The following is a 24,336-nucleotide window of genomic DNA, read 5'->3' as shown; positions in this document are numbered from 1 at the left end:
GGTCGGGGTCACGACGCGGGGCTGGGGCTGGTGTGCGGCATCGGTTCGCCGTGGCCCGGGGCGTAGCTCTCCTGCGCGCCGGTGAACGGCTTGGCGACGGCGGTGAACGACTGGGTCCGGCCGTCGGCGAAGGTGAGCGTGATGGTCAGCTCGTCACCGGCCTTGACCGGCGTGGCGAGGTTCATCAGCATCAGGTGGTCGCCGCCGGGCTCCAGTTTGTGCTCGCCACCGGCCTTGATCACCACGCCTCCCTCCTTGGCCTGCATGACCATCTTGCCGTCCCGCATGGCCATCTCGTGCACCTCCATCGGGGAGACCTCGGTGCTGGCGCCGGTCAGGGTGACGTCGGTGGTGCCGTCGTTGACCAGTGTGGCGAAGGCGGCGGTCATGCCGTCGTCGGCGGCCTTGACCCACGGGTCGCGTACGCCCAGCACGCCGGCGGCCTCGCTCGACGCGGCGGCGGCCGGGGTGGCCGACGGGCCGGGGGCGGCGGTGGAGGTGTCGTCGGACGAGCCGCAGCCCACGACGGCGGCGGCCAGGACGACGCCGGTGAGCAGGAGTGCCGGGCGGACGAGCCGGCGGGACGCGGTGCTGGGCATGGGCTTCCCCTCGATGAGCGATCTCGTGAGCTTGGTCGGCCCCGACGCCTCGGAAGTTCCGGGCCGCCAGGTAACCCGGATCACGGTCGTTCCCCGGGCGCGGCAGGTTCGGCCGGTATCGGGCAAAGGTCATCGTGAATGCGACCGTGATCGGGCCTGTCGAGCCGCACCTGCGGCCGTTACGATCCGTCCGTGACGATGTTCCGGATGGGTGAGGCGGCCGAGTTGCTCGGGGTCAGCGTCGACACCATGCGTCGGTGGGTGGACGCCGGTCGGCTCACCGCCGACCGTGACGAGCACGGCCACCGGGTGATCGACGGCGTCGGCCTGGCCGCGTTCGTCCGCGCCCAGGCCGCCGAGCCCGGCGGGCGGACCGACGAGTCCTCGGCGCGGAACCGGCTGCGCGGCATCGTCACCGCTGTGGTCAAGGACGCGGTGATGGCCCAGGTCGACATCCAGGCCGGGCCGTTCCGGCTGGTCTCGCTGATGAGCCGGGAAGCGGTCGACCACCTCGGCCTGGAGGTCGGCTCGGTGGCGGAAGCAGTGATCAAGTCGACCACCGTCGTGGTGGAGAAGCCTGCCGTGACCGGCAGCAGAGGAAGGGCCCACGCGTGAGAGCAGTACGTCTGCTGGCCGCCGTCACCGCACTCGCACTGCTCGGCGGATGCGCCGAGGACCCCGCCGACCCGACGACCGGCGGCACCGGGATCGGCGGTGAGCTGACCGTCTTCGCCGCCGCGTCACTGACCGAGTCGTTCACCCGGATCGGGCGGGACTTCGAAGCGGCCCACCAGGGCGTGAAGGTGACGTTCAGTTTCGCCGGCAGCTCCGCGCTGGCCACGCAGATCAACCAGGGCGCACCCGCCGACGTGTTCGCCTCCGCCGCCCCCGCCCCGATGGCCACCGTCACCGAGGCGGGCAACGGCGACGGCGAGCCGGTCACCTTCGTACGCAATCAGCTCGTCATCGCCGTACCCGAGGGCAACCCCGACCGGGTGACCGGGCTGAGTGACCTGACCAGGCCCGGCGCGAAGGTGGCCCTCTGCGCCGAGCAGGTGCCGTGCGGGGCGGCGGCACGGATGGTGCTGGACGCGGCCGGGGTGGCGCTCACCCCGGTCACCCTGGAGCAGGACGTGAAGGCCGCGCTCTCCAAGGTGCGCCTGGGCGAGGTGGACGCCGCGCTGGTCTATCGGACCGACGCGCGGGCCGCTGCCGCAGACGTGGACGGCGTGGAGTTCCCCGAGTCGGCGGAGGCGATCAACGGCTATCCGATCCTGGTGCTCAAGGAGGCGCGGAACACGACGACCGCGCGGGCCTTCGTGGAGTACGTCCGCTCCGACACCGGGCAGGCCGTGCTCACCGAGGCCGGATTCCAGGCGCCGTAGCCCGTGACCCGCGCCGTGCCCACACGTACCCGCCGCACCGGGCGGATACCGATCGCCCTGCTGGTGCCCGCGACGCTCGGGATGGGCTTCCTGGTGCTGCCGTTGGTCGGGCTGCTGGTCCGGACACCGTGGAGCACGCTGCCGCAGCGGCTCACCGAACCGGGCGTGCTGACCGCGTTGCGGCTGTCGGTGCAGACCGCCTCGCTGGCCACCCTGCTCTGCCTGGTCCTCGGCATCCCGCTGGCCTGGTTGCTGGCCCGGGTGTCGTTCCCCGGCCGCCGGGTGGTGCGCGCCCTCATCACGGTGCCGCTGGTGCTGCCTCCGGTGGTCGGCGGCGTGGCGCTGCTGCTGGTGTTCGGCCGGCGAGGGCTGGTCGGTTCCTGGTTGGACAGCACGTTCGGCATCACGGTGCCGTTCACCACCACGGCGGTGGTGCTCGCCGAGGCGTTCGTGGCCATGCCCTTCCTGATCATCGCGGTGGAGGGGGCGTTGCGGGGCGCGGACACCCGGTACGAGGAGGCCGCCGCGACCCTCGGCGCGGGCCGGTGGACCACCTTCACCCACGTCACACTGCCGCTGGTGGCACCCGGTATCGCGGCGGGGGCGGTGCTCTGCTGGGCCCGCGCGCTCGGCGAGTTCGGGGCCACCATCACGTTCGCCGGCAACTATCCCGGCCGGACGCAGACCATGCCGTTGGCCGTCTATCTGGCGCTGGAGACCGACCTGGAGGCCGCGATCGTGCTCAGTCTCATCCTGCTCACCGTCTCCGTGGTGATCCTGGCCTGTCTCCGCGACCGGTGGATCAGCTCGCCATGACCGCCTCGCCGCTGCTCGACGCCCACCTGACGGTGGCGCGCGGCGACTTCCGGCTGGACCTGCCGCTGACCATCGGCCCCGGCGAGGTGGTCGCGCTGCTCGGGCCCAACGGGGCCGGCAAGACCACGGCCCTGCGTACGCTCGCCGGGCTGCTTCCGCTCTCGGCCGGGCATCTCACCCTGGACGGCCGCGACCTCGACCATCCCGAGCGGCGGATCTGGACCCCGCCCGAGCGCCGCTCCATCGGCGTGGTCTTCCAGGACTACCTGCTCTTTCCGCACCTCAGCGCCGTCGACAACGTCGCGTTCGGCCCGCGTCGGCAAGGCCTCAACCGTCGGGAGGCCCGCAGCCGGGCCGCCGACTGGCTGGCCCGGATGGGGTTGACCGCACACGCCGGGCACAAGCCCCGGCAGCTCTCCGGCGGGCAGGCCCAGCGGGTCGCCCTCGCCCGGGCGCTGGCGGTGGCACCGGCGCTGCTGCTGCTCGACGAGCCGCTGGCCGCGCTCGACGCCGGGACCCGGCTCGACACCCGGGCCCAGTTGCAGCGGCACCTCGCCGCGCACACCGGTGCCACCCTGCTGGTGACGCACGACCCGCTCGACGCGCTGGTGCTCGCCGACCGGCTGGTCATCGTCGAGCAGGGCGAGGTCGTACAGGAGGGCAGCGCGGCCACCATCACCGCGCAGCCGCGCACCGACTACGTGGCCCGCCTGGTCGGCCTCAACCTGTATCGGGGGCAGGCCAACGGGCATCAGGTCCGGCTCGCCGACGGGTTCCGGCTGACCGCCGGGGACCGGCAGGACGGCGACGTGTTCGTGGCGTTCCCGCCGTCCGCGGTGGCGCTGCACCCCCGGCAGCCCGACGGCAGCCCGCGCAACACCTGGCCGGCCACCATCACCGGCGTCCAGCGGCACGGCGACAACCTGCGTATCCAGCTCAGCGGCCCGATCGAGGTCGCGGCCGACGTCACGCCGGCCGCCGCCGCGCAACTCGCGCTCACCCCGGGCCAACCGGTCTGGGCTGCGGTCAAGGCCGCCGAGGCCCGCGCCTACCCGGCCGGGCCGGTCTGATCCTGCGGCCGGAGCCGCGCACCGGTCTGGTCCTGCGGCCGGAGCCGGACCCGGCGCAGCAGTTGGGCGTTGAGGGCGACCACGATGGTCGAGGCGGACATCAGCACCGCCGCGACCGCCGGGCTCAGCGCCACTCCGACCCCGGCCAGCACCCCGGCGGCCAGCGGCAGCGCGACCACGTTGTAACCGGCGGCCCAGACCAGGTTCTGGACCATCTTCCGGTACGCGGCACGGGACAGCCGGATCACCCCGGTCACGCCGCGCGGGTCGGAGGAGGCGAGCACCACCCCGGCGGACTCGATCGCCACGTCGGTACCCGCGCCGATCGCGATGCCCACGGTGGCGCGGGCCAGCGCCGGAGCGTCGTTCACCCCGTCACCGACCATCGCCACCCGCAGCCCGCGCCGGTGCAGGTCCGCCACCGTGTCGTCCTTCTCCGCCGGCAGCACCTCGGCGAAGACCTCGTCCTCTCCGGGGCGGAACCCGAGATCGGCGGCGACCGCCTCGGCCACCGGACGGGCATCACCGGTGATCATCACGATCTTGCGGATGCCCTCAGCGCGCAGGTCGGCGACAGCCTGCCGAGCCTCCGGGCGTACCTCGTCCTCCAGGGCGAGCGCACCCACCACCCGTTCCCCGTCGTCCTGCACCCGCAGGAGGTGCAGCACCGCCGCGCCGCGCTTGGACCACTCCCGCTGCCGTCGGGCGAGGTTCTCGGGCACGCTCACGCCGAACTCCCGCAGCAGCGCCGGTCCGCCGACCGCGTAGGCGACGCCGTCCACCTCGGCGCGGACGCCCCGGCCGGGCAGCGACCGGAATCCGGTCGCCGTCCGCCGGTCCGCCTGCCGGTCGGCGGCGGCCACGATGGCCCGGGCCAGGGGATGCTCGCTGTCCGCCTCCACCGCCGCCGCGATGGCGAGTACGTCCCGCGCGCCGTCACCGGCCCCGTCCGCTGCGGGGTACCCGCTCGTGACGGCGACGTCGGTGACCACGTGTTCGCCCCGGGTCAGCGTGCCGGTCTTGTCGAACAGCACGGTGTCCACCGTGCGCATCCGCTCCAGCGCCAACCGGTCCTTGACCAGGATGCCACCCTTCGCGGCGACCGCCGTGGAGAGGGCGACCACCAGCGGGATGGCCAGGCCGAGCGCGTGCGGGCAGGCGATGACCAGCACCGTCACCGTACGCACGACCGCCTGGTCCAGGTTGCCGAGCACCGTCCACACCAGCAGGGTGACCAGGGCGGTGGCGGTGGCGACGAAGAACAGCCAGGCGGCGAAGCGGTCCGCCAGCACCTGCGCCCGTCCGCCGGACTGCTGGGCCTGCGCCACCAGTCGTTGGATGCCGGCCAGTGCGGTGTCGTCGCCGACCGCGTCGACCCGTACCCGCAGGGCCGCGTCGGTGGCAACCGTGCCCGCCACCACCCGGTCGCCGGACGAGCGGGACACCGGCCGGGACTCCCCGGTGATCATGGACTCGTCCATCTCGGCCGCGCCGTCGACGACCTGCCCGTCCGCCGGCACCCGACCGCCCGGCCGGACCAGGACCAGATCACCGACGCGCAGGTCGGCCACGGAGACCGCCTGCGGTCGGCCGTGCGGGTCGAGGCGTTCCGCGTCGTCGGGCAGCAACGCGGCAAGCGCCGACAGGGCGCCACGGGCCTGGCCGATCGCCTTCATCTCCTGCCAGTGCCCGAGCAGCATGATGGTGACCAGCGCGGCCAGTTCCCACCAGAAGTCCAGGTCGAACGCGCCGAACGCGGTGGCCAGCGACGCCACGTACGCGACCGTGATCGCCATGGCGATCAGCAGCATCATTCCGGGGGCGCGGTCACGGACCTCGCGGACCGCGCCCTGGAGGAAGGGCCAGCCGCCGTAGCCGAAGACCACCGTGCCGAGGACCGGTCCCACCAGGTCGACGCCGGGGAAGTCCAGCCGGTAGCCGAACCAGTCCATCACCATGGGGCTGGTGAACACGACGGGCACGGTCAGCGCGAGGCTCAGCCAGAACTTCCGGCGGAACGCCTCCGGATCGTGCCCGGCGTGCGTGTCGTGCCCGCCGTCGTGGTGACGGCCGTGCTGAGGCATCCGACGGCTCGCGTCAGTGGGAGGCGTCGGGGTGCCCCGGCATGCTGGAACCGCCGCCACTGCTGCCCGAGGAACCGCCCGTCATCCCCGACCCGTTGTCCTCGGTGACCAGGTCCGGCCGTACGTCGGTGTCGGCCGGCGCGGGCACCTCGGTATCCGCCTCGACCTGGACCAGTGGCACCTGACCGGCTTCGTCCTCGGCGTGGTCCGGATCGACCGGCTGCTCGCCGTCCCGCGCTCTGAAGCTCACGGTCGCCTCCTGTCGTGCGGTGACTGCACCGCGACGTCGCTTTTCCGGTGGCGGGGAATGTCAGCCCTGTCGGGCCTTCTGGCGCGGGTCCTTCTTGTTGACCACGACGACCTTGCCCCGACGGCGGACCACGATCGAGTTCATCTTCCGCGTCAACGACCGCAACGAACTCCTGACCTTCATCGCCCCTCCCGTCCCCAGCGGGTGACCGCACGCGGTGCCGCGTGCCGTGCGACCCGTCTACCCGTACCTGCGGACACCACACGCGGTATGCGGGCCCGGCAGGGCCGCGACCGGCCGCAGGATTCGATGCGGCCGGGGTCCGTCTCGCGGCGGCCCTGGCCGCTTTCGGCGCGGGCCGCGCGATCTTCGGCCAGGGTGATCGGGTCACAGACCTTCTTTGCCGGTCGCCCAGTACGGCTTCGTGACGATGGCCCTCCGCGTCAGTACCTGGCGCCGAAGCAGGTGTGTGCGGTGCCGTTGCAGGGACTGCGCATGGCCGAGCAGCAGGGCGCCGTCGATGCCGTCGAGAGTGCCGGCGTCGATCGCCCTCTCCAGCCAGTGCTCCATCGCGTCGCCCGGCAGCGGGCCGGCGGGGACGAAGTGGTGGTGGGGCCATCGCTGTGCGAGTGCCGCGACGGCGGCCGGCGGGACCTCGACGGCCACGAGGTGGCCGGTGCGGTCGTGGGTGTGGGCGTCGATCGTGCCGAGGGCGGAGCTGTCACCGAGGTGGAGCCGCCGGGTGCCGGGCAGCCGCAAGGGTATGTGCCGGCCCGCCAGGATCGTGGTCTCGGCGCCTGCGCGGAGATTCTTCGCCCAGGTGGTGCCCGGTCCGTTGGCGCGGGTGGCGACGAGGAGACCGATGCGGTCGGCATGGTCCGGGTCGACGGTGCGGATGTTGTACCGGCGGCTGCGCGTGGGGGTGACGCGGAACTGGAGTTCCTGGGTGGGGTGCCAGCCACCAGGTGGTGGGTCGGCACGCAGGCGCACGTCGAGAAAGCCGGGAAAGGGCTCGGTGACGCCTTCGACGCGGCCGGTACGCCCGAGCAGCGCTTCGGCGATGGCTCCCAGGACGGCTGGTGCTGTGGGCATGGCTCTCTCGTGCTCTCTGTCGAGTGGTGGCGTCGGACCGACGCTCGATAAAAACTAAACGGTTCAGTTCAGTAGGGCAAGACTGAACGGTATAGTTCACTTGGGCGGACACACCGATGACGAGGAGCGAGGTCAGTGGACGCAGGTCAGGCCGAGAAGCCGGTGCGGGAGAGGGCGGCGGCCAAACGGAAGGCGGTCCTCGCGGCGGCGCGCGAGCTGTTCGTCCGGCAGGGCGTCGACCGGGTGAGCATGGACGCCGTCGCGGCCGAGGCAAAGGTCTCCAAGGCCACCGTCTATGACTACTTCGGCGACAAGCGGCGTCTCTTCCTGGCCATCCTCGCGGACGCCTCCGACTCGCTGCTGGCCTCCGCCCATCACGCCTTCGACGAGCACCTCTCCGCCGAGGTGCCGATCACTTCGGTCGCCCGACTCGAAGAGGCCCTGACCGCACTGCTCGTCGACTTCGGCACGACGATGGTCGGGTCCGCCGACTACGCCGCCGCCTTCGCCCTCGCCGCTCAGGAGCGCCTGCGTACTCCCACCGCCAGCGACGACGTGTCGACCGACATGGCCGAGGAGTTGATGGCGGAGTACGTCGCCGGCTTCGCCGAGGCCGGCCTGCTGGAGACCGACGACCCGCGTCTGGCCACCGAGCACCTCTTCGCGCTGACCGTCCTGTTGGCCTACAACCAGCAGCCCGACCCGGCCCGCGTCGATCCCGACCGGGTCAGAAAGACCATGATCGACGGCGTACGCGCCTTCATCCGCGCCTACGGCGCGCGTTGATCTCCGTCCGCCCTGCCCGGCTTGCGCGACGCGCGCCCTGCCCGGCTCACGCGACGCGGCGCTCGTCGACCGGGCGGCGGCGTAGGGCGGGTTCGGTCAGGGCCGGCGGCACGTATGCCTGGTCGAGTCGGGTGACGTCGGTGCCGGGCGGGACGATCTCGTCGATCCGGTCGAGGACGTCGTCGGAGAGCGCGACGTCGACGCCGTCGAGCAGGCCGTCGAGCTGGTCCAGGGTGCGGGCACCCAGCAGCGCGCTGGTCACGCCCGGGTGCGCGATGGCGAAGGCCATGGCGAGGTGGGTCAGCGGCACGCCGATCTCCTCGGCGAGCGGGACGAGCCGTTCGACGACGTCGATCCGGCGTACGTCGGTGAGGTGGCGGAAGAGGTGGGCCCGCCGCAGGTCGTTCTGCTCGCCCTTGCGTACCCGGCCGGTGAGCATGCCCTGGCCGAGCGGGCCCCAGACCAACGTGCCCATCCCGTAGCGCTGGGCGGTCGGCAGCACCTCGTTCTCGATGCCACGGTTGAGGATCGAGTACGGCGACTGCTCGGTGCGAAAACGGGCCAACCCGCGCCGCTCGGCGATCGTCTGCGCCTCGACGATGTCACCGGCCGGGGTGTTGGACGATCCGATCGCCCGCACCTTTCCGGCGCGGATCAGGTCGGTGAGCGCGGAGAGCGTCTCCTCGATGTCGGTGTCCGGGTCCAGCCGGTGCACCTGGTACAGGTCGATGTGGTCGGTGCGCAGGCGGCGCAGGGAGTCCTCGATCGCGGTCATGATCCAGCGTCGGGACGTGCCCTGCTGGTTGGGGTCGGTGCCCGTCGGCCGACTGAACTTGGTGGCCAGGACGACGGTGTCCCGCCGCCCCACGAGCGCCCGGCCGACGACCTCCTCCGAGTCGCCGTACGCGTCGGAGGTGTCGATGAGGTTGACGCCGGCGTCGAGTGCCTTGTGGATCACCCGGACCGAGTCCTGCGGGTCGGGGTTGCCGACCTGGGTGGCGAACATCAGCGCGCCGAGCGCGTACGGACTGGCCTTGATGCCGGTCCGGCCCAGGGAGCGGTAGTGCATGATCGTCTCCTCGCGGTATCGTGCGATGAAGTGGAATGACTTTCCGGAACTATACGGAAAGCTACTCCGGATTAACAAGGGGGTGCGAGTGTCGGAGGACACGACCGGTGCGCGGGCGCCTCGGCGGAAGCGCACCGACGCGCAGCGCAACGTCGACGCGCTGCTCGACGCGGCAAAGACGGTCTTCGGCACCGCCGGGGTGGACGCGCCCGCGAAGGAGATCACCGATCTGGCCGGCGTCGGGGTCGGCACGCTCTACCGGCACTTTCCCCAGCGCTCCGACCTGATCAAAGCGGTGATCGAGCGGGAGATCGACGCCTGCGCCGAGGCGGGTCCGGCCCTGGCCGCCGCACACGAGCCGCTGGCCGCCCTCGCCAGGTGGCTCGACCGGCTCGCCGCGCTCGTCGCGACCAAACGAGGCTTCGCCGCGGCGTTGCACTCCGGCAATCCGGCGTACGACGGCCTCTCCGGCTATCTGATGGAGAAGCTGGGCCCGCCCCTCGAATCCCTGCTCGACAACGCGACGGCGGCCGGCGAGATCCGGGCCGAGGTCAGCCCGCAGGACCTGATCTATGCGGTCGCGAAGCTGTGCGCGCCTATGCCGGACGAGGAGCCCGACTACGCGCGTCGCATGGTCGCGCTCCTGGTCAACGGCCTACGGTCCGGTGACGTGCAGCGCTGAGACCACGGGGAAAGGGCCTTCGTCAGAGCGGGGAGCAGACGTCGTTGCGCCATGCCCAGGCGGCGATCTCGACGCGGTTGCGAACGGCGAGTTTGCGCTGCACGTTGGCCAGGTGCGTCTTGACCGTCGACAACGTCACGAAGAGCCGTCCGGCGATCTCGTCGTTGGTGTTCCCGTGCGCCACGAGCCGGACCACGGCGAGTTCGCGTTCGGTGAGCGGCTCGGTGGGGGGCGCCTCCGGCGTCTCGGGTTCGTCCCCCCGGCGCGGTGCCAGGTGCGACAGCAGACGTACGGTCACCGCCGGGGAGATCAGCGAGGTCCCGGCGGCGGCGGCGCGTACCGCCTCCACCAGCAGGTTGGGTGACGTGTCCTTGAGCAGGAACCCGCAGGCGCCGTTGCGGAGCGCCCGGTACACGTACTCGTCGAGGTCGAAGGTGGTGACGATGAGGACGTTCAGCGGGTCCCGGACACCCGGACCGGCCAGCAGCCGGGTCGCTTCGAGGCCGTCGAGCCTCGGCATCCGGATGTCGAGCAGGCACACGTCGGGGCGGAGCCGCCGCGCCTGGTCCACGGCGGCCTCGCCGTCCGCCGCCTCGGCCACCACCTCGATGTCCGGCTGGGTGGTGAGGATCATGCGGAACGCCGTACGGATCATGTCCTGGTCGTCGGCGAGCAGAAGTCGGATCGTCATCTGAGCTCCTTCACGGCTGTTCCGGATGCTGCCCGGCGCAGCTCCGATCGCCATCGACCCGTCGCAGGGCGGTCGGTGATCGGCAGGACGGCGGTGACCCGCCAGCCTGACTCGACCGACCCGGCCGAGAGGTCACCGCCTGCGGCGCGTACCCGTTCGCCGAGGCCGGTCAGGCCGAAGCCGCCAGCCGGTAGCGGCGACACGGTCGGACGGCCGTCGTTCTCGACCATCACCTCGGCGTGATCGGGTCGATCGGGGTGGACCCGGACCCGGATGTCGATCCGGGTCGTTCCGCTGGTGTGGCGCAACACGTTCGTCAGGGCCTCCAGGACGGTATGGTGCGCCGCGTCGAGGCTGGCCGGGGGCCACGGCCGGTCGGACAGCGCCTCGTCGACCGAGACCGTCGGCGGGGGATGTCCAGGCGTCAGGGTGCCGACGACCTCGGTGAGCATCTCGTCCAGACCGGCATGCGCGGTCGCGGTGGCGGGTGTCTCGTCGCGCAGGATGCCGACGAGCTTGCGCATCGAGGTGAGGGCCTGCCCGCCGGCTTGTTCGACGCCGGCCAGCAACTCGTCCAGATCCTCGGCGGACGGCGCGGCACCGGAACTCGTGACGAATCGGATGGCACGCGTCTGCGCGACGATCGCGGTCACGTGATGGGCGACGTAGTCGTGCAGGTCGCGGGCGTGGTCCATGCGCTCCGCCTGCCGGGCCAGCCGGTCGAGGTCGGCCCGGCGGCGCTCCAGCAGGCGCAGATAGAGGCCGAGCAGCGCCAGGAACAGCACCCAGGCGGTCAGCGCGACGACGAGCACGTCGCCGTACTGCGACATCGTTCCCGCGTTGACCGGATGGAGCAGGACCCGGGTCGGCAGCACGGCGACCGCGAGGATCGCCAGGGCGGCCGGACCCGCCGCGCGCCGGAGCGGATGCTGCATGACCAGGCGGATCACCGCCACCGAGAGCACGGCGAGTTCCACGATGCCGAAGGTGTGCTCCGGGCGGAGCGTCGGCACGAGCCCGAAGGCGGCCGAGACCGCGATAGAGACCGCCGCCGCCACGGCGAGGGCGATCGGGCGGGCCTCGGCGAGCAGCACCACGGCGACCGCGAGCAGCCCGCTGACGATCAGGCCGAGCGTGGCGGGCAGGGTGGGACCGTCCAGCCCTTCGAGGACGACGAGGACCGCCGCCACGGCGGCGAGCAGACCCGCCGTCACCCGCTGTGACCTGCGAGGGCCCGGAAAGATAACCAACACGGAAGGCCACGGTACGACACCGGCGTGCAGGCGGCGTAGTTCTTTCGGCCGACTCCCCGCCGGATCGCTCGGCAACACGGCCGAGGTGTGCGCCCGCCCCGGCAACGCACGATCGACACCGCACCGAACAGACGAGCGGAGAAGATCGTGGCAACGACAGTGCAGGCCGAGGGCCTGCGAGTGAGAACCGGCCGGTACGTGGCCGTCGACGGCGTCGACCTGGACCTGGGTCCCGGCGTCCACGGGCTGCTCGGCCCGAACGGCGCCGGCAAGACCACCCTGATCCGGGCGCTGGCCACCGTGCTGCCCCCGTACGCGGGTCGGCTCCGGTTGCGGGGACAGTCGATGGATTCGCGGCCCGACCTGCGGGCGGTGCGGCGTGGCCTGGGCTACCTGCCCCAGGAGTTCGGCTACTACCCGCGCTTCACCGTGTCCGAGTTCGTCGAGTACATGGCGTGGACCAAGGACGTGCCCGGCGGCCGACGTCGCCGTGCCGTACGCCACGCGATCGAGCGGGTCGGTCTGACCGACCGGGCCGACTCCCGGATGAAGGCGCTCTCCGGTGGCATGCTGCGACGCGCCGGCATCGCCCAGGCGATCGTGAACGAGCCGGACCTGCTGCTGCTCGACGAGCCGACCGTGGGCCTCGACCCGCAGCAGCGGCTCGACTTCCGGGCCCTGCTGCGTGACCTCGGCGAACGCTCCTGCGTCGTCGTCTCGACCCACCTCGTCGAGGATGTGGCCGCCGCCTGCACCAGCGTCGTACTCGCCGACGCCGGCCGGATCGTGTTCCACGGCACGCCGGACGACATCGCGGCGGCCGGTGGTCCCGGCGACGCCGGGGACAGCCCGATCGAACGCGGCTACTCGGCGCTGATCGGGCGGCACCGCGCCGGACTGGTGGTGGCGCCGTGAACCGCATCCTCCGGATCGAGCTACGCCGTTCCGACGCGCTTCTCGCGGGTGCCGTGACCGCCGCGCTCGGCGTGGCGGGACTCTATGTGCTCGCGTTCACCGGGCAGACCGCCCTCTGGGACCAGCAGTGGAACCTCCTCGCCGTCTTCCAGCGCATCATGCTGGTGATTCTCTGGCCGCTGGCGCTGGCAGCCGGCGCCTGGCAGGCCGGCCGGGACCGACGCCACCGGATCGAGGAACTGCTCGGCACCACACCGGCTCCCCGCTGGCGGCGCACCGGCCCGTTCGCCGTGGTCACGGCGGCCTGCCTCGCTGCCGGTTTCCTGCTCGTGCTGCTCGGCGGGGCACCGAAGGTCGCCGCCACCGCCGGGTACCCGGGCACCGGTTGGCCGGCGGTGACGCTGGTCGGCGTACTGGCCCTGGTCGCCGCCGGGTGGCTCGGCCTCGGCGTGGGCCGGTTGCTGCCGTTCGCGTACACCCCTGCGGTCCTGGGTGTGGGTGGTCTCGCCGGACTTCTCGCGGCGATCGAGCTGACCCGGCCCAGCGAGGCCACGGACCCCGGCGCGGCCCTCCTGCTGCCCTTCTTCACCAGCACGATCTCCGAGTTCGAAATGGTCGCCGGCGCGGTGAGCGCGGGCCAGGCCTGGTGGTTCGGTGGGTTGGCCGCCGGGGGACTGGTGCTGTTCCTCGTGAGGAACCCGCTGGTACGGCTGCTCGCCGTCGTCCCGCCGGCACTTGGCCTGGCGCTCGCCGCGCCGATGCTGACCGTCCCGCTGGAGGAGGCGTTCCCGGTCGACCCGGCCGCAGTCGCCGAGGTCTGCACCACCGACGACGGGCCACGGGTCTGCGTCACCGCCGCCCACAGCCGGGAGCTGCCCGCTCTCGTCGCACCGGCCCGGGACGCACTGCGCATGATGGCCACGCTGCCGGACGCGCCGACGTCGGTCCACGAGGCGGCACCCGGCCGCGACCGCCCACAGCCAGCTTCCGAGGCGTGGGTGGACACCGACAACCTCGGTGCCACCGACGATCCCGCCGAGCTGACCGCCCGCATCCTGGCCGGTGCCGGTACGCCGCTCTGCGTCCGCGCCGACGACGACGCGTACCTCGACGTGCTGCGCGCCCGCTCCGTGGCGGCGGCCTGGCTGCACGGCACTCACCCGGTGCCCGGCCAGAGCCTCTTCGGGGACGAACAGGCCGTGCGGGAGCAGATGTGGCAGACCTTCACCGCGCTCCCCGCCGACGAGCAGCTACGCCGGGTCGCCGCCGTCCGCGCTGCCGGCCTGACCTGCGGTGACCAGGCAGCCGCCCTCGGCATCGGCGCCGACCGATGACGCCCGCGCTGCTGTTCCTGCGCTCCCGTGAGGTGCCGGGCGGGCTGCTGTTCGCGGTGCCGGCCATGGCCCTTCTCGCCTGGTTCGGCGCCATCCAGACCCACCCCAGCCACGCCGTGACCACCGCCGCCCTCGCCCTGGCGCTGGGTGTGGCCGTCCTCGGGTACGGCCTCGGCGGGCCGGACGGCACCCTGGACGCGACCGCCGCGATCCGCTGGGCCCCGCGCCGAGCGGCACACCTGGCCGCCATCTTCGTGGTCGCGTCCGCCGTGGTGACGGCCGTGACGACGGCGCCGGTCGGCATCGTCCTGCGGGACGCGGCGGGCTTCACCGGGCTGGCCGCACTGGCGGTGGTGGTGTTCGGTCGGCGACTGGCCTGGACGCTGCCGGTCGTCGTGGGTTGCGTGTCGGCCGCCATCCCGGCCGTCCCGGAGCCGTTCGCGCTGTACCTGCTCACCTGGGCGGGCCAGCCGTCGGACAGTGTCGCGGCCATGGTGACCGCAGGGGTCCTCGCGGTGATCGGTGTGAGCGCCTACGTGATCCGTGGTCCCCGCCTGATCAGCCCGGTCAGCTGACCCCGTTCCGCCCGTGGTCCGTCGCTCGGCGCCCGTGGTCCGGCGGGTCGCCGGTCGATGGGCTGTTCGCTGGGAGATCCGCGGCGCAGCGCATACTCGACCGGTGTCCTCCCAGCAGCACAAGAAGATGCGGCAGCGGTATGTGAGTATCGGCAGCGGGGAGCTCGTTTCCGTCGTGGTATTCGCCGTGGTGGCATGGCGGGTCACACCACGATTCGCAGACCCGACGGATGTACGCGCTCTGTGGTCGGCGCTCGTTCCGCTCCTGCTGATCCTGATTCAGGGCGGGGCGTACTGGTTGCTCGCGCGTCGCTGGATCGGGACGGGCCACATGCCGCGCGGGCTCGCAACGGTGTATCGCGTGTTTCGCGTGGTCGATGTGGCCATCCTCGCCGTCGGTCTGGTCGGGGTGCTCGTATGGTTCCCGGACTCCCTCGCCATACGTGCCCTGGTGGTCGGAATCTGGCTGTTCGGTGTGCTCGAGTATGTGAACTACTTCGTGGTGAGGCTGAGCTACCCGCTGCGCACCTGGTTGTCGCAGGTCTTCCGTGGGCGATCACCACGGCTCGTCCAGGACCTGCGCCGCAGCCGGCAGCAGCCGCCCCCGGCGGACTATCACCATCGAGGCAGCACCGACTGAGGAGGCATCCCTGCGGTCGTGGTCCCCTCCGGCCCGTCTCGCCCCGGACACCAACCCGTCCGGCGACGTGCGGGCGTGGGTGATCCGCTGGTGGCGGTGCCAGCGCTGATCACCCCGGGAGCTTCCTGCGGTACGCTGACAGCCGCCGCCGAGCGGCGTTGATCGTCCGGCCCTCGTAGCTCAGGGGATAGAGCATCGGTTTCCTAACACCGGTCGCTGCCCGTTTATGCAGGCCGATGACCGGTTGTTTTCCGCATTTTCCCCACGTTGGCCTGTCGCTTAGCGGCGCTGCTGTGATCTATTGCTGAAGCGGCGTTTGTCCTGGTCATTCTTGATTGGATCAAGAGTGCAGGGTGCCTTCCAACGTCAACGGAGTGTCGCAGGATCAGCGGACCGAGCAGTGGTAAGTCGAGCGGATTTCTACTCGCCGAGCAGTTCGCGACGCCATTCGGCGAATCGGTTATGGAGATTGTCCAGCGCGTGGCCGGTGACGCCGTATTGGGCGAAGTCGTCGGGATCGAGCTGGGTGGCTTGTCCGAGAGCGTCGGCGAAGATGCGCGGATCGAAGCCACGGTCGGCGCGCTGCGCGAGAGCGAGAAGGGCGTCGCGGGTGTAGCGGCCGGACCGGAGCGTGGCGTCGATGTCGATGAAGTCCCGGGCGAACGCTCGTCCGTAGAGGGCGCTCATCTTGTTCGCGACCGCGTCGTCGGGGTGGAGGACCGGTCCGATCGCCATGAGGATCGGTTCGTTGGCGCGCCAGTCCACGCCGAGTTCGACCTTGGAAACCCGCGTACCGTCGGTGACGGCCAGCCGGGCGAAGGTGTCGTACTGCCGCTCGGTCTCGACGGTGAGGCCGTCGTCTCGGTAGGCGTGCACGACGGCAACGACCGCGGCGGTGAACTCGTCGCGGCGGTCCCAGGCGGTGAACAGGTCGACGTCCTCGCTTGGTCGCTCGACGAGACCGGCGGCCTGGACCGCGTAGCCGCCGGCCAGCGCGAAGCCGTATCGATCGGCTGCCGCGAGTCCGGTACGGGCGAGGCGTTCGTGGAAGGGGTCCACCGCTATGCCGCGTTGCTGCGGGTGGCGGCGAGTTCGGGGAAGGCGTCCTCCCAGCGCTGGCGGAGCTGGGGTGGCAGCCAGAGGGTGGGCCAGAGCCGCCGGAGGAGGTCGGCGTCGAGCCAGGTGTTGAGATCCTCGACCGTGGCGGCTTCGGTGAGCACCACCTTGTACATGCTGGCCAGGCGTGCGGCCCGATTCAGGTCGTACTCGGGGTGCCCGGACCAGTCGAGATGACGCGGAAGCGTGACCGTGCCTTCGGTGGGGCCGTGCATCGCGTCGAGAGCCTCGGCCACCACGTAGGGCTTCCGGTCGCCGTAGGGCTGGTAGTCCGCTGGCGGCTGGGGCGATGTCCTGCGTCGGCTGATGTTGGTCGCCCGTCGGACTTCCGGTCGTAGCGCCTGGCGTATCGTCTCCCGGCTGTACCCGGTGACCCGCTGCAGATCCACCGGCCGCCAGCCGGCCGCGTGAAACGCCCGTAGTCGCTCGTCCCGCTCGGTCAACGCGGCCACGCGCGTCGCTTCGTACCGGGAGACCACCGCGTGCAGCTCATCCTCGGAGAACCGGCCCATGCCGGTAGCCTACTACGCTAGGCCAAGCGCGCTTGGCCTCTTGTGGTATCCCCGTAGCCGGCGGGACGAGCCAGATCGGATGCACTCATGTTCTGGTGAACCCGAGGGCCCGGTATCCGGGCATGCGGCGTGGGAGTGAGGCGGCGAGGATGGGGGCGGCCGGGTCGTGGTAGTCGTGGACCTCGGCGAGTTCCTTGCCGGGTGCGGCGCGGATGACGCGGCCGGCGCATTGGACGAGCAGGCCGTCGTAGGAGATCGGGCCGGCGAGGAAGAGGGTGTCGAGGGCGGGGGCGTCGAAGCCTTCACCGATGAACGGTGTGGTGCCGATGACGAGCAGGCCGTCGCCGATCTTGGCGCCGTCGAGCCGGTCGACGATGGTCCGCCGTTCGCGGGTGCTCATCGCGCCTTGGAGCACGAGTGGCTGGTGTCCGCGTGCGGCGAGCAGAGCGGTGAGGGCCTCGACCTGGGCGACCCGTCGGGTCAGGACGAGACAGTTGCGCCCGCGCGTCAGGGCTGCGGCGACATCATCGGCGATCTGGGTGTTGCGTGGCTCGTCGAGGGCCAGTCGCCGGTGCACCTCGGCGAGCGCGCCGGGTGCGTCCAGGTCGATGTCGCCGGGTTGGAATGTGGTCTCGTGGATGAATAGCGCTCGATGTGGTCCGGAGTCGGCGTGCATCGCTGCCGCGAGGGTGCCTTGTTCTTCGTCGGTCAGGGTGTGGCGGACGGGTCCGAGTTGCCAGGTGACGAGTTGGCCGAGGCCGTCGCGTCGGGTGGGGGTGGCGGTGAGGCCGAGCCAGAACTGCGCGGCGATCCGTTTGACCGAGTGCTCGTATGCGGCGGCGCCGAGGTGGTGGCATTCGTCGACGATGACGTGCCCGTACCCGTTGGTCAGGGTGGCGACGTCGTCGCGCCGCGCGAGGGAGGGCAGCAGTGCGATGTCCACCGTGTCGGTGAGCTTGCGTCGGCCGCCGCCGAGTTGACCGGGCTTGATGCCGAGAAACTGTTGGATGCGGGTGCGCCACTGGTCGGCGAGGGCCTTGCGGTCGACGAGGACGAGGGTGGAGGTGTTGCGTTCGGCGATCACGGCGCAGGCCATGACGGTCTTGCCGGAGCCGGGTGGGGCGACCAGGATTCCGTCGTCGTGGGCGAGAAGTGCGCCGACCGCGGTGGCCTGTCTGCTGGTGAGTTCGGCGGTGAACGCGATGTCGATCTCGGTGCCGGAGTTTCGTGCGTCCGTGACTGCCAGCCGCGATGCGGCGCGTTCGACGATGGTGGCGGTGGTGTGCCGCAGTCCCCGCGGGAGTACCAGGCGGTCATCGAGGGTGAGGTCGTAGCCCTGGATGAAGCGGGGTGTGTCCCAGGTGGACTTGCGGAGTCGTTGCAGCTCGTAGAACCTCGGGTTCGCCATGGCAGCGGCGTGCTTGAACGTCGCCAGCGCGGCGGGGGTGAGCTGCCTGGCGTCGATACTCAGCCCGGCACCTGCCTCCGCGTGGACCACCGGAGGAAGCGGTGGATGGACCTGGGTCGCGGCGGACCGGCTCATCGTGGCGAGGTCAGCACCGGTGACGGCTTGCTTCGCTTGCCGGGCGATGTGTTCGGCGTCGCCGGGGCTGAGCCGGTCCAGCGTCGACAGGAACGCCCACTGGTCGGCGTACGGCTCGAGCGTGCCGAGGTTGAGAAACGTGGTCAGTCCGTCCTTGCGGCGGCGGCCCTGCAGGGGTGCGGCGATGAGGTTGCCGAAGCCACCCTCTGGCAATACGTCCTGGTTCGGGAAGAGCCGATCGTACGAGCGCAGGTCCATCGACCCGCGCAGCACCATCGCCTCCCGCAGCAGGACCGTGCCGACGGCCCGCCCCGTGGCGGCCGGGACCGCGCCGGTGAAGAAGACCCACACGTGGGCGCCGCGGCCTGACTGGGAGATCTCCAACGCAGCAGGCACCGCGCTGGCTCGCGCCGCCTTCACGTACGCGAGGGCGTCGAGCATCGCCGTCGAACCGTCGAAGTCGGCCACGACGAAGTGGCAGGTGTTGCCGGGCATCAGCGGGTACAGGCCCATGAACACGTCGCCGACCAGATGCGCCGCGACGACCTCCGTCGTGCGGGGCAGGTAGGCGGCACCGCGCCGGTCCATACCCTTCCGCCAGCCACCGGCGACTGCGGGCATCCACCCGGCAGCGCCGGTACGGGCGTTGTCCCACCGCACGGCGTACACGTCGGCCCGGGCTCGGAACCGGTCGGCGAACAAGGTCAGCTTGTCCTGCGTGGGCGACGCCATGGTGACCAGCCCTGGCGGCTCCACCGGCGCGGACAACTGCTCCGGTGCCGCAGTCGTGTCCTGGCCGCGCAGCTCCAGCAGACGCGCCATCCGGGCGTTCTCCGCCCGTAACCGCTCCACCTCCCGCCGAAGATCGACGAACTCGGCCACCGAACCCATGCCGACCATCCTCGCGCACCAGGCTCCGAACTCCCCGACACCGGTCCGCTAGCCTCCGCGGATGGCATCGAAGGGAACCGCCGCGCTGGAGGCGATGATCGAGGAAGCCACCGTCGATGCGTACGGCGACGACCAACAGCTCACCGGCCTGTTCACCATGATCGAGGAGCATCTGGCGGTGCCGTTCACCACCACCGTCCTCGGCGTCGAGGTCACCGTGCGCAAGGTCGACCTGACCGCGGACAGTATCGTCGCGGTCTGCGCCCGAGGCCGCCACCAGCAGAGAATCGATCTCCTCGACCCTGCCGCTACCCACTCCCGCGCCGGACGGTGCCGGGTGGATCGACGCCTACCGGCACTGGGCCGGGAGGTAGGCCGGCGATGAGCGAGTACCAGTACTACGAGTTCACCACCGTCGACCGGCCTCTCAGCGACCGGGAGCGGGCCGCGCTGCGGTCGCTGTCGACCCGGGCCGACATCACCGCCTCCAGCTTCGTCAACACCTACGAGTGGGGCGACTTCAAGGGCGACCCGCGCACGCTGATGGAACGGTACTTCGACGCGCACCTGTACCTGGCCAACTGGGGCACCCGCCAGCTCATGCTGCGACTACCGAAACACCTGCTCGACCCCGCCACCGTCGCCCAGTACTGCCAGGGTGACAGCGCATCTGTCTGGACCGCCGGCAAGCACGTCATCATCGACCTGCACGACGAGGACGAGGACGGCGCCGACGAGTGGGACCTCGACGGCCACGGCCTGCTCGCCTCCATCATCCCGGTCCGGGCCGGCCTCGCCGCCGGCGACCTGCGCCTGCTCCACCTGGCCTGGCTCCGCTGCGTACAGTCCACCGAGATCGCCGACGACGAGCCCGAACCGCCCGTCCCCGCCGGACTGGGCACCCTCGACGCGGCCCTCACCGCCGTCGCCGAGTTCCTGCGCATCGACCCCGACCTGATCGCGGCTGCGGCGGCCGGGTCGCCTCCGGCCGCCTCCGGTGAACCGACCGCCGCGCAACTACGCACCTGGGTCGTCGGGCTGCCCGCCCGGGACAAAGACACCATCCTGACCGACCTGATCACCAGCGGCGACAGCCACCTACGCAGCCGACTGCTACGCCGCTACCGCGCCGCGCACCGCACCGATGCCCCCGCCCCGGCAGCCACCCGCACCGTCGGGCAACTGCTCGCCACCGCCGCGGAGTTGCGCGCCGAACGGGAACGACGGGACGCCGAGCAACGCGAACGCGACCGGATTCGCCGCGAACGGTCCGCTGCGGCAGCACGGCAACGACACCTTGACACCCTCGCAGTCGACCAACCCGCCGCCTGGCAGCGGGTCGCCGAACTCATCGCCACGAAGAAACCCCGCGAGTACGATGCCGCCGTTCAACTCCTCGTCGACCTGCGCGATCTCGCTGAACGAGACGGAGACAGCACATTGTTCCGAAGTCGCCTGGCCGAGCTACGGACGGTGCACGCCCGCAAGCCCAGCCTGCTCGAACGCCTCAACCGCGCAGGTCTCGAAACCTGACGCATGGCTCCCCGCTGACCGTCGCCAAGGTGCGACGAGGATCGTGGAGGGCCGGTGCGGCGTGCCAGCGTGACGCCCCAGACAGTCGACGCTGGCGGAGGTGCGCTCAGGCGTCCGTCGGGACCCGCAACCGGGCATCGAACCGCGCCGTTTGGCGGGGTGGACCCGGAGGGTCGGGTGACTGTCTGGGTGTCTGCTGCCGACGTCATGGCCAACTTCGAGTAGGACGCCCCGGCCCTCGCTGATGACCGCTGTATCAGCACTGAATGGAGACTTGCGACCTATCGCCCTTTCCGAAGTTGTGACTACTGAACCGCGGCGGGTCCACGCCCCTTGACCAGCACGACCGAAGAGGGTGATGCCCGGTGAGCAGCCTGTGGGCCGGCGTCGACGTCGGCAAGACCCACCACCACGTGTGCGTCGTCGACGACGACGGCACCGTCGTTCTGTCCGAGAAGATCCCCAACGACCAGCAGGCCATTTCCGGCATCGCCGGACGGCTCGGTAAGCGCCGTAAGCCGATCCGCTGGGCCGTCGACCTGCGGGGTGGACCTGCCTCGCTGCTGTTGGCGGTCCTGTTCGACCGGGGCGCGGACGTGCGCTACGTCAGCGGCACCGTCACCTCGCGGATGGCGGAGGCGTTCCACGGCGAACGCAAGACCGACGCTCACGACGCGTACGTCATCACCCAGACCCTGCGCATGCGCGCCGATCTACCGACCCTCACCCTCGCGGACGGGGTGCAGCAGCAGTTGAAGCTGCTCGTCTCCCGCCGCCTGGACCTGGTCGCCGACCGGGTCCGCATCACCGCCCGCATACAGGACCTACTGACCGAGATCAGCCCCGTCCTGGAGAAGGCGCTCTACCTGCGCAGCAAGGGCGCGCTTCGGCTCCTCGTCCAGTGGCAGACCCCCGGCGGGCTGCGCCGTGCCGGCGAAGCTTGCATCCTGGCCTACCTGCGCCAGCACGGCGTGCGGGCCGCCAAGGCGCTGACCGTCAAAGTCCTCACTGCCGCGCGGACGCAGACCGTCGCCGTCGCGGGGGAGGCCACTGCGGCCGGGATCGTGGCGCAGATGGCGACCGATCTGGAAGCGGTCAACGACCGCATCGTCGCCATCGAGAAAACCATCACCGCGGTGGTCGCCGAGCACGAACTGGGAGAGATCGTCACCAGCCTGCCCGGCATCGGCACCACCCTCGCCGCCGAGTTCCTCGCCCACGCCGGCACCCTCACCACCTACCCCAGCGCCGCAGCGCTCGCCGCCCACGCCGGGCTCGCCCCGATCTCGCGCGACTCCGGACGCCGGCAAGGTCATCAGATCCGGCCGCACCGATACCACCGGGGTCTACGCCGGGTGTTCAGCATGTCCAGCTTCACCGCCCTGACCCACTGCCCACGATCACGCGCCTACTACGACAAGAAACGAGCCGAAGGGAAAACCCACCGCCAAGCCACCACAGCCCTGTCCAGACAACGCCTCAACGTCCTCTGGGCCTGCATCCGCGACAAGACCACCTACCAGCCCAAACAACCAAGATCAGCAGAGGTGGCGCTGTGCGAACTCGCGTAGAGACTCCGTCCGATGAGGTACTGGGCGAAGTCGGGGCGCCCGGTCCGGTTCTGCGCGGCGAGGCCGGTGCTTGCGGCGTTGTGGAGGATGGCGCGGAGCGGGTCGTGTTCGTCGCGCCTTGGCAAGGATCGAGTTAAAGACGCCGACGCTTCGTATTCCCCGAAGCGACGTCGCGGGCTTTGCGCGCGAGCCACGAACGAAAGTCCTGGAGGGCTAGGAGATCTTCGTAGCCGTCATTGGCGAAGCGGTACACGAGGGCGTGGAATAGCTCATGCGGCGATCTACCCACAGCCTCCCTCAAAATCCCCCCGATCTTGCCGTTTACACTTTGCTCGAGGCTCCTCGCTCTCTTGGGATCGTCGGTGATCTGCCCGAGCGCTTCCCTAAGTAGCTCCGTGTTCGTCCGCGTGTCGGCAGCCAAGGCCGGCATATCCGCAACCTCATAAAGCCGGTACCAAGACACTGTACGACCATTTAAAGAGACCGCCCCTCGTGCATGAGCTACTGCTTCTAGCGTCGCCCGATCGAACGTCCCGGTATCACTGCGGTAGGGTATGGACGTGCCAGTGGTTCCGACTATACTTTCTTCGATGGAGCCATGGACAACGAATGCCCATCCGGCGAAAAGATTGCGACGTAGGGCCATGACTGTGGCCAGGGCACTCAGGTCTGCCTGCTGTGCCTCGCCCAAAAGCGCGTCCATGTCTTGTCCGTGAGTTGCTATAAGGTGACCGATCCACCGATCCGGTGCCATCAGGCAGCTGGCGAAGATGTCTGCCTGCTGCTCGCGGCCGTACATCACGTGCTCATATGTGTTGTAATCGGGGTGGCAACTGGCCGAACCTGCGTGCCACGGGATGAGGACGTGAGCGAGTTCGTGGGCCATCGTGAACCGAAGGCGGCGACGGGGCGCTTGGCTTCTCAAGAAGACCTTGGGGCGCCGCTCACCGAGTCCGACCACTAATGCGTCGACTGCCGGAAAAGGCCAATCTAGGTCAGTCACCTCAGCGTGTAGCTCGAGCAGGCCGCGAACATCAACCGGCGGACGCAGGTTTATCCGATCTACAAAGAGTGCCGCCAGTCTCCGCGCAGCTACGTCGGGAGCGGTGAACTTTTCGCCGATCAATTGGATAGATCCCCGGAACTCTGCAACGGCAGTTGGCCAGAGGTGATTAGCCATTCAACGACCTTGGAAATCTCAGCCGGATTGCTTGCGCTACGTGCGGCCAAAGCGTACTGAGTCTTTCCTTTCAGTAGATCTTTGACGTCTATGCCGTATCGCCTCGCCGAAATGATCAGCCGCAACGAGCGGGACTGCTCCACCCAGAGGGAGTATTCGGCGTCTGACATCCCTAGGTAGTGATGGAGGGACACTCTCTGGCCGAGAGGGGCGCCAGCATGCTCATGCCAAGCCTCGACCCAGTCATCGATATCGGTCTCGAACGCCTCGCCTGCAAGGCAGGCTGCTACGAACGGCTGACTCGGGACGTCAGACATCGATCTTCCGTCCAGGTTCCGCGTCACCGATCCTCCTACCGGTCTGAGCATCGAGAACGCCTAGATGGCGTCCTCGCTTGTCGTACACCTCCACGTGCCCGTGCAGCCGGTCGTACTCGTACAACCTGTCGCCGTCCTCGTTGCGCCACCGACTAACCCCGTTCCTCTTGACGTGAACGCAACTGTCCAAAAAATCCGGACGTGTCCGAGCTATGTAGCTCACGCCAGCTCCGAGGTGGGGATGGTCGCACTCCTCCTGTCGAGTTATACCTTGGCACTCCAGTCTCTCACGTCACTCCAACTCCGGTGACCAGCACTTGGGCACTGCTAGGTATGCCGTCCCGATGGCCCCGCCCACCGACAGCAACGAGCTGCGGCGGCGGCAGGCATCGCCTCCCACTGGTCCGACCTGTTGATCTCACATGTTGTGCT

26 protein-coding genes are annotated in these 24,336 nt (G+C 70.4%); 13 read left to right on the top strand and 13 right to left on the bottom strand.

The features are described 5' to 3' along the window. Positions 1–8: 8 nt before the first annotated feature. Positions 9–599, bottom strand: a complete 591-nt coding sequence (locus ACFYTT_RS08450; protein WP_387258208.1) for a copper chaperone PCu(A)C — start codon at positions 597–599, stop codon at positions 9–11. 192 nt (positions 600–791) lie between these two features. On the opposite strand from ACFYTT_RS08450, the gene ACFYTT_RS08445 reads away from it, so the two are divergent. Genes ACFYTT_RS08445 through ACFYTT_RS08430 form a run of 4 tightly spaced genes read left to right on the top strand, consistent with a single transcriptional unit; the run spans position 792 to position 3,870 of the window. Further along, positions 792–1,214: a molybdopterin-binding protein gene (locus ACFYTT_RS08445; RefSeq protein ID WP_387258205.1), complete on the top strand. Its 423-nt coding sequence runs from the start codon at positions 792–794 to the stop codon at positions 1,212–1,214. After that, a complete protein-coding gene (modA, locus tag ACFYTT_RS08440; RefSeq protein WP_217705942.1) occupies positions 1,211–1,984 on the top strand; it encodes a molybdate ABC transporter substrate-binding protein in 774 nt (257 codons plus the stop codon). Before ACFYTT_RS08445 ends, modA begins: the two co-directional genes overlap by 4 nt. Before the next feature lie 15 nt (positions 1,985–1,999). Continuing rightward, complete coding sequence (locus ACFYTT_RS08435; protein WP_387258204.1) at positions 2,000–2,800, top strand: ABC transporter permease; 801 nt, start codon at positions 2,000–2,002, stop codon at positions 2,798–2,800. Further along, the gene (locus ACFYTT_RS08430; protein ID WP_387258202.1) at positions 2,797–3,870 is read left to right on the top strand and encodes an ABC transporter ATP-binding protein; all 1,074 of its coding nucleotides are present in this window, start codon (positions 2,797–2,799) and stop codon (positions 3,868–3,870) included. The genes ACFYTT_RS08435 and ACFYTT_RS08430 overlap by 4 nt, the downstream gene beginning before the upstream one ends. Here ACFYTT_RS08430 and ACFYTT_RS08425 read toward each other — a convergent pair. From ACFYTT_RS08425 to ACFYTT_RS08410, 4 genes are all read right to left on the bottom strand, one after another. Then, on the bottom strand, positions 3,849–5,954 hold the full coding sequence (locus tag ACFYTT_RS08425) for a heavy metal translocating P-type ATPase (protein WP_387258199.1): 2,106 nt from the start codon (positions 5,952–5,954) through the stop codon (positions 3,849–3,851). The two genes, ACFYTT_RS08430 and ACFYTT_RS08425, sit on opposite strands and share 22 nt — an antisense overlap. A gap of 13 nt (positions 5,955–5,967) precedes the next feature. Next, positions 5,968–6,204 (bottom strand): preprotein translocase YidC, encoded by a 237-nt coding sequence (locus tag ACFYTT_RS08420; protein WP_387258197.1) that lies wholly within the window; start codon positions 6,202–6,204, stop codon positions 5,968–5,970. 60 nt (positions 6,205–6,264) lie between these two features. Continuing rightward, the gene (locus ACFYTT_RS08415; protein WP_131051346.1) at positions 6,265–6,387 is read right to left on the bottom strand and encodes a 50S ribosomal protein L36; all 123 of its coding nucleotides are present in this window, start codon (positions 6,385–6,387) and stop codon (positions 6,265–6,267) included. A 204-nt stretch (positions 6,388–6,591) separates the two neighbouring features. Continuing rightward, on the bottom strand, positions 6,592–7,296 hold the full coding sequence (locus ACFYTT_RS08410) for a hypothetical protein (RefSeq protein ID WP_131051347.1): 705 nt from the start codon (positions 7,294–7,296) through the stop codon (positions 6,592–6,594). A gap of 135 nt (positions 7,297–7,431) precedes the next feature. Here ACFYTT_RS08410 and ACFYTT_RS08405 point away from each other — a divergent pair, with 135 nt between their 5' ends. Next, the gene (locus ACFYTT_RS08405) at positions 7,432–8,082 is read left to right on the top strand and encodes a TetR/AcrR family transcriptional regulator (RefSeq protein ID WP_387258195.1); all 651 of its coding nucleotides are present in this window, start codon (positions 7,432–7,434) and stop codon (positions 8,080–8,082) included. Positions 8,083–8,128: 46 nt separating this feature from the next. Here the strand turns inward: ACFYTT_RS08405 and ACFYTT_RS08400 are convergent, their stop codons facing one another. Beyond that, complete coding sequence (locus tag ACFYTT_RS08400; protein WP_387258193.1) at positions 8,129–9,151, bottom strand: aldo/keto reductase; 1,023 nt, start codon at positions 9,149–9,151, stop codon at positions 8,129–8,131. Positions 9,152–9,239: 88 nt separating this feature from the next. Between ACFYTT_RS08400 and ACFYTT_RS08395 the strand changes: the two genes are divergently transcribed. Next, positions 9,240–9,833: a TetR/AcrR family transcriptional regulator gene (locus tag ACFYTT_RS08395; RefSeq protein ID WP_387258191.1), complete on the top strand. Its 594-nt coding sequence runs from the start codon at positions 9,240–9,242 to the stop codon at positions 9,831–9,833. Positions 9,834–9,855: 22 nt separating this feature from the next. Here the strand turns inward: ACFYTT_RS08395 and ACFYTT_RS08390 are convergent, their stop codons facing one another. Both ACFYTT_RS08390 and ACFYTT_RS08385 read right to left on the bottom strand, forming a co-directional pair. Beyond that, positions 9,856–10,524, bottom strand: a complete 669-nt coding sequence (locus ACFYTT_RS08390) for a response regulator (RefSeq protein ID WP_387258189.1) — start codon at positions 10,522–10,524, stop codon at positions 9,856–9,858. Further along, positions 10,521–11,738, bottom strand: coding sequence for a sensor histidine kinase (locus ACFYTT_RS08385; RefSeq protein WP_387258187.1), 1,218 nt, complete (start codon positions 11,736–11,738; stop codon positions 10,521–10,523). The genes ACFYTT_RS08390 and ACFYTT_RS08385 overlap by 4 nt, the downstream gene beginning before the upstream one ends. A gap of 186 nt (positions 11,739–11,924) precedes the next feature. Here ACFYTT_RS08385 and ACFYTT_RS08380 point away from each other — a divergent pair, with 186 nt between their 5' ends. From ACFYTT_RS08380 to ACFYTT_RS08365, 4 genes are all read left to right on the top strand, one after another. Next, positions 11,925–12,692: an ABC transporter ATP-binding protein gene (locus tag ACFYTT_RS08380; protein WP_131051353.1), complete on the top strand. Its 768-nt coding sequence runs from the start codon at positions 11,925–11,927 to the stop codon at positions 12,690–12,692. Then, complete coding sequence (locus tag ACFYTT_RS08375) at positions 12,689–14,026, top strand: hypothetical protein (protein WP_387258185.1); 1,338 nt, start codon at positions 12,689–12,691, stop codon at positions 14,024–14,026. Before ACFYTT_RS08380 ends, ACFYTT_RS08375 begins: the two co-directional genes overlap by 4 nt. Next, positions 14,023–14,601: a hypothetical protein gene (locus ACFYTT_RS08370; protein ID WP_176092445.1), complete on the top strand. Its 579-nt coding sequence runs from the start codon at positions 14,023–14,025 to the stop codon at positions 14,599–14,601. The genes ACFYTT_RS08375 and ACFYTT_RS08370 overlap by 4 nt, the downstream gene beginning before the upstream one ends. A 103-nt stretch (positions 14,602–14,704) precedes the next feature. Then, the gene (locus ACFYTT_RS08365; RefSeq protein ID WP_387258183.1) at positions 14,705–15,241 is read left to right on the top strand and encodes a hypothetical protein; all 537 of its coding nucleotides are present in this window, start codon (positions 14,705–14,707) and stop codon (positions 15,239–15,241) included. Positions 15,242–15,661: 420 nt separating this feature from the next. Here the strand turns inward: ACFYTT_RS08365 and ACFYTT_RS08360 are convergent, their stop codons facing one another. The 3 genes from ACFYTT_RS08360 to ACFYTT_RS08350 form a co-directional block, all read right to left on the bottom strand. Continuing rightward, the gene (locus ACFYTT_RS08360) at positions 15,662–16,300 is read right to left on the bottom strand and encodes a nucleotidyl transferase AbiEii/AbiGii toxin family protein (protein ID WP_176092446.1); all 639 of its coding nucleotides are present in this window, start codon (positions 16,298–16,300) and stop codon (positions 15,662–15,664) included. 2 nt (positions 16,301–16,302) lie between these two features. Beyond that, a complete protein-coding gene (locus ACFYTT_RS08355; protein WP_176092447.1) occupies positions 16,303–16,869 on the bottom strand; it encodes a hypothetical protein in 567 nt (188 codons plus the stop codon). A gap of 85 nt (positions 16,870–16,954) precedes the next feature. Beyond that, a complete protein-coding gene (locus ACFYTT_RS08350) occupies positions 16,955–19,303 on the bottom strand; it encodes a DEAD/DEAH box helicase family protein (RefSeq protein WP_387258180.1) in 2,349 nt (782 codons plus the stop codon). A gap of 61 nt (positions 19,304–19,364) precedes the next feature. On the opposite strand from ACFYTT_RS08350, the gene ACFYTT_RS08345 reads away from it, so the two are divergent. The 3 genes from ACFYTT_RS08345 to ACFYTT_RS08335 all read left to right on the top strand — a co-directional run bounded on the left by ACFYTT_RS08345 (position 19,365) and on the right by ACFYTT_RS08335 (position 22,407). Beyond that, positions 19,365–19,688, top strand: a complete 324-nt coding sequence (locus ACFYTT_RS08345; protein ID WP_387258178.1) for a hypothetical protein — start codon at positions 19,365–19,367, stop codon at positions 19,686–19,688. Beyond that, positions 19,685–20,836 (top strand): hypothetical protein, encoded by a 1,152-nt coding sequence (locus ACFYTT_RS08340; RefSeq protein WP_387258176.1) that lies wholly within the window; start codon positions 19,685–19,687, stop codon positions 20,834–20,836. Before ACFYTT_RS08345 ends, ACFYTT_RS08340 begins: the two co-directional genes overlap by 4 nt. Before the next feature lie 365 nt (positions 20,837–21,201). Then, complete coding sequence (locus tag ACFYTT_RS08335; protein WP_387258174.1) at positions 21,202–22,407, top strand: IS110 family transposase; 1,206 nt, start codon at positions 21,202–21,204, stop codon at positions 22,405–22,407. A gap of 133 nt (positions 22,408–22,540) precedes the next feature. Here the strand turns inward: ACFYTT_RS08335 and ACFYTT_RS08330 are convergent, their stop codons facing one another. Together ACFYTT_RS08330 and ACFYTT_RS08325 are read right to left on the bottom strand one after the other, a co-directional pair. Further along, positions 22,541–23,587 carry an ImmA/IrrE family metallo-endopeptidase gene (locus ACFYTT_RS08330; RefSeq protein ID WP_387258172.1) on the bottom strand — a complete coding sequence of 349 codons (1,047 nt, stop codon included), beginning with the start codon at positions 23,585–23,587 and terminating at the stop codon, positions 22,541–22,543. Between the two features lie 309 nt (positions 23,588–23,896). Then, positions 23,897–24,127 (bottom strand): colicin E3/pyocin S6 family cytotoxin, encoded by a 231-nt coding sequence (locus ACFYTT_RS08325; protein WP_387258170.1) that lies wholly within the window; start codon positions 24,125–24,127, stop codon positions 23,897–23,899. Between the last annotated feature and the right edge of the window lie 209 nt (positions 24,128–24,336).

Origin of the sequence: Micromonospora sp. NPDC003816, from assembly GCF_042874705.1 — a bacterium.
Classification (GTDB): domain Bacteria; phylum Actinomycetota; class Actinomycetes; order Mycobacteriales; family Micromonosporaceae; genus Micromonospora.
Note: the sequence above shows the minus strand (reverse complement) of the source record. Positions and strands in the feature narration are given on the sequence as shown.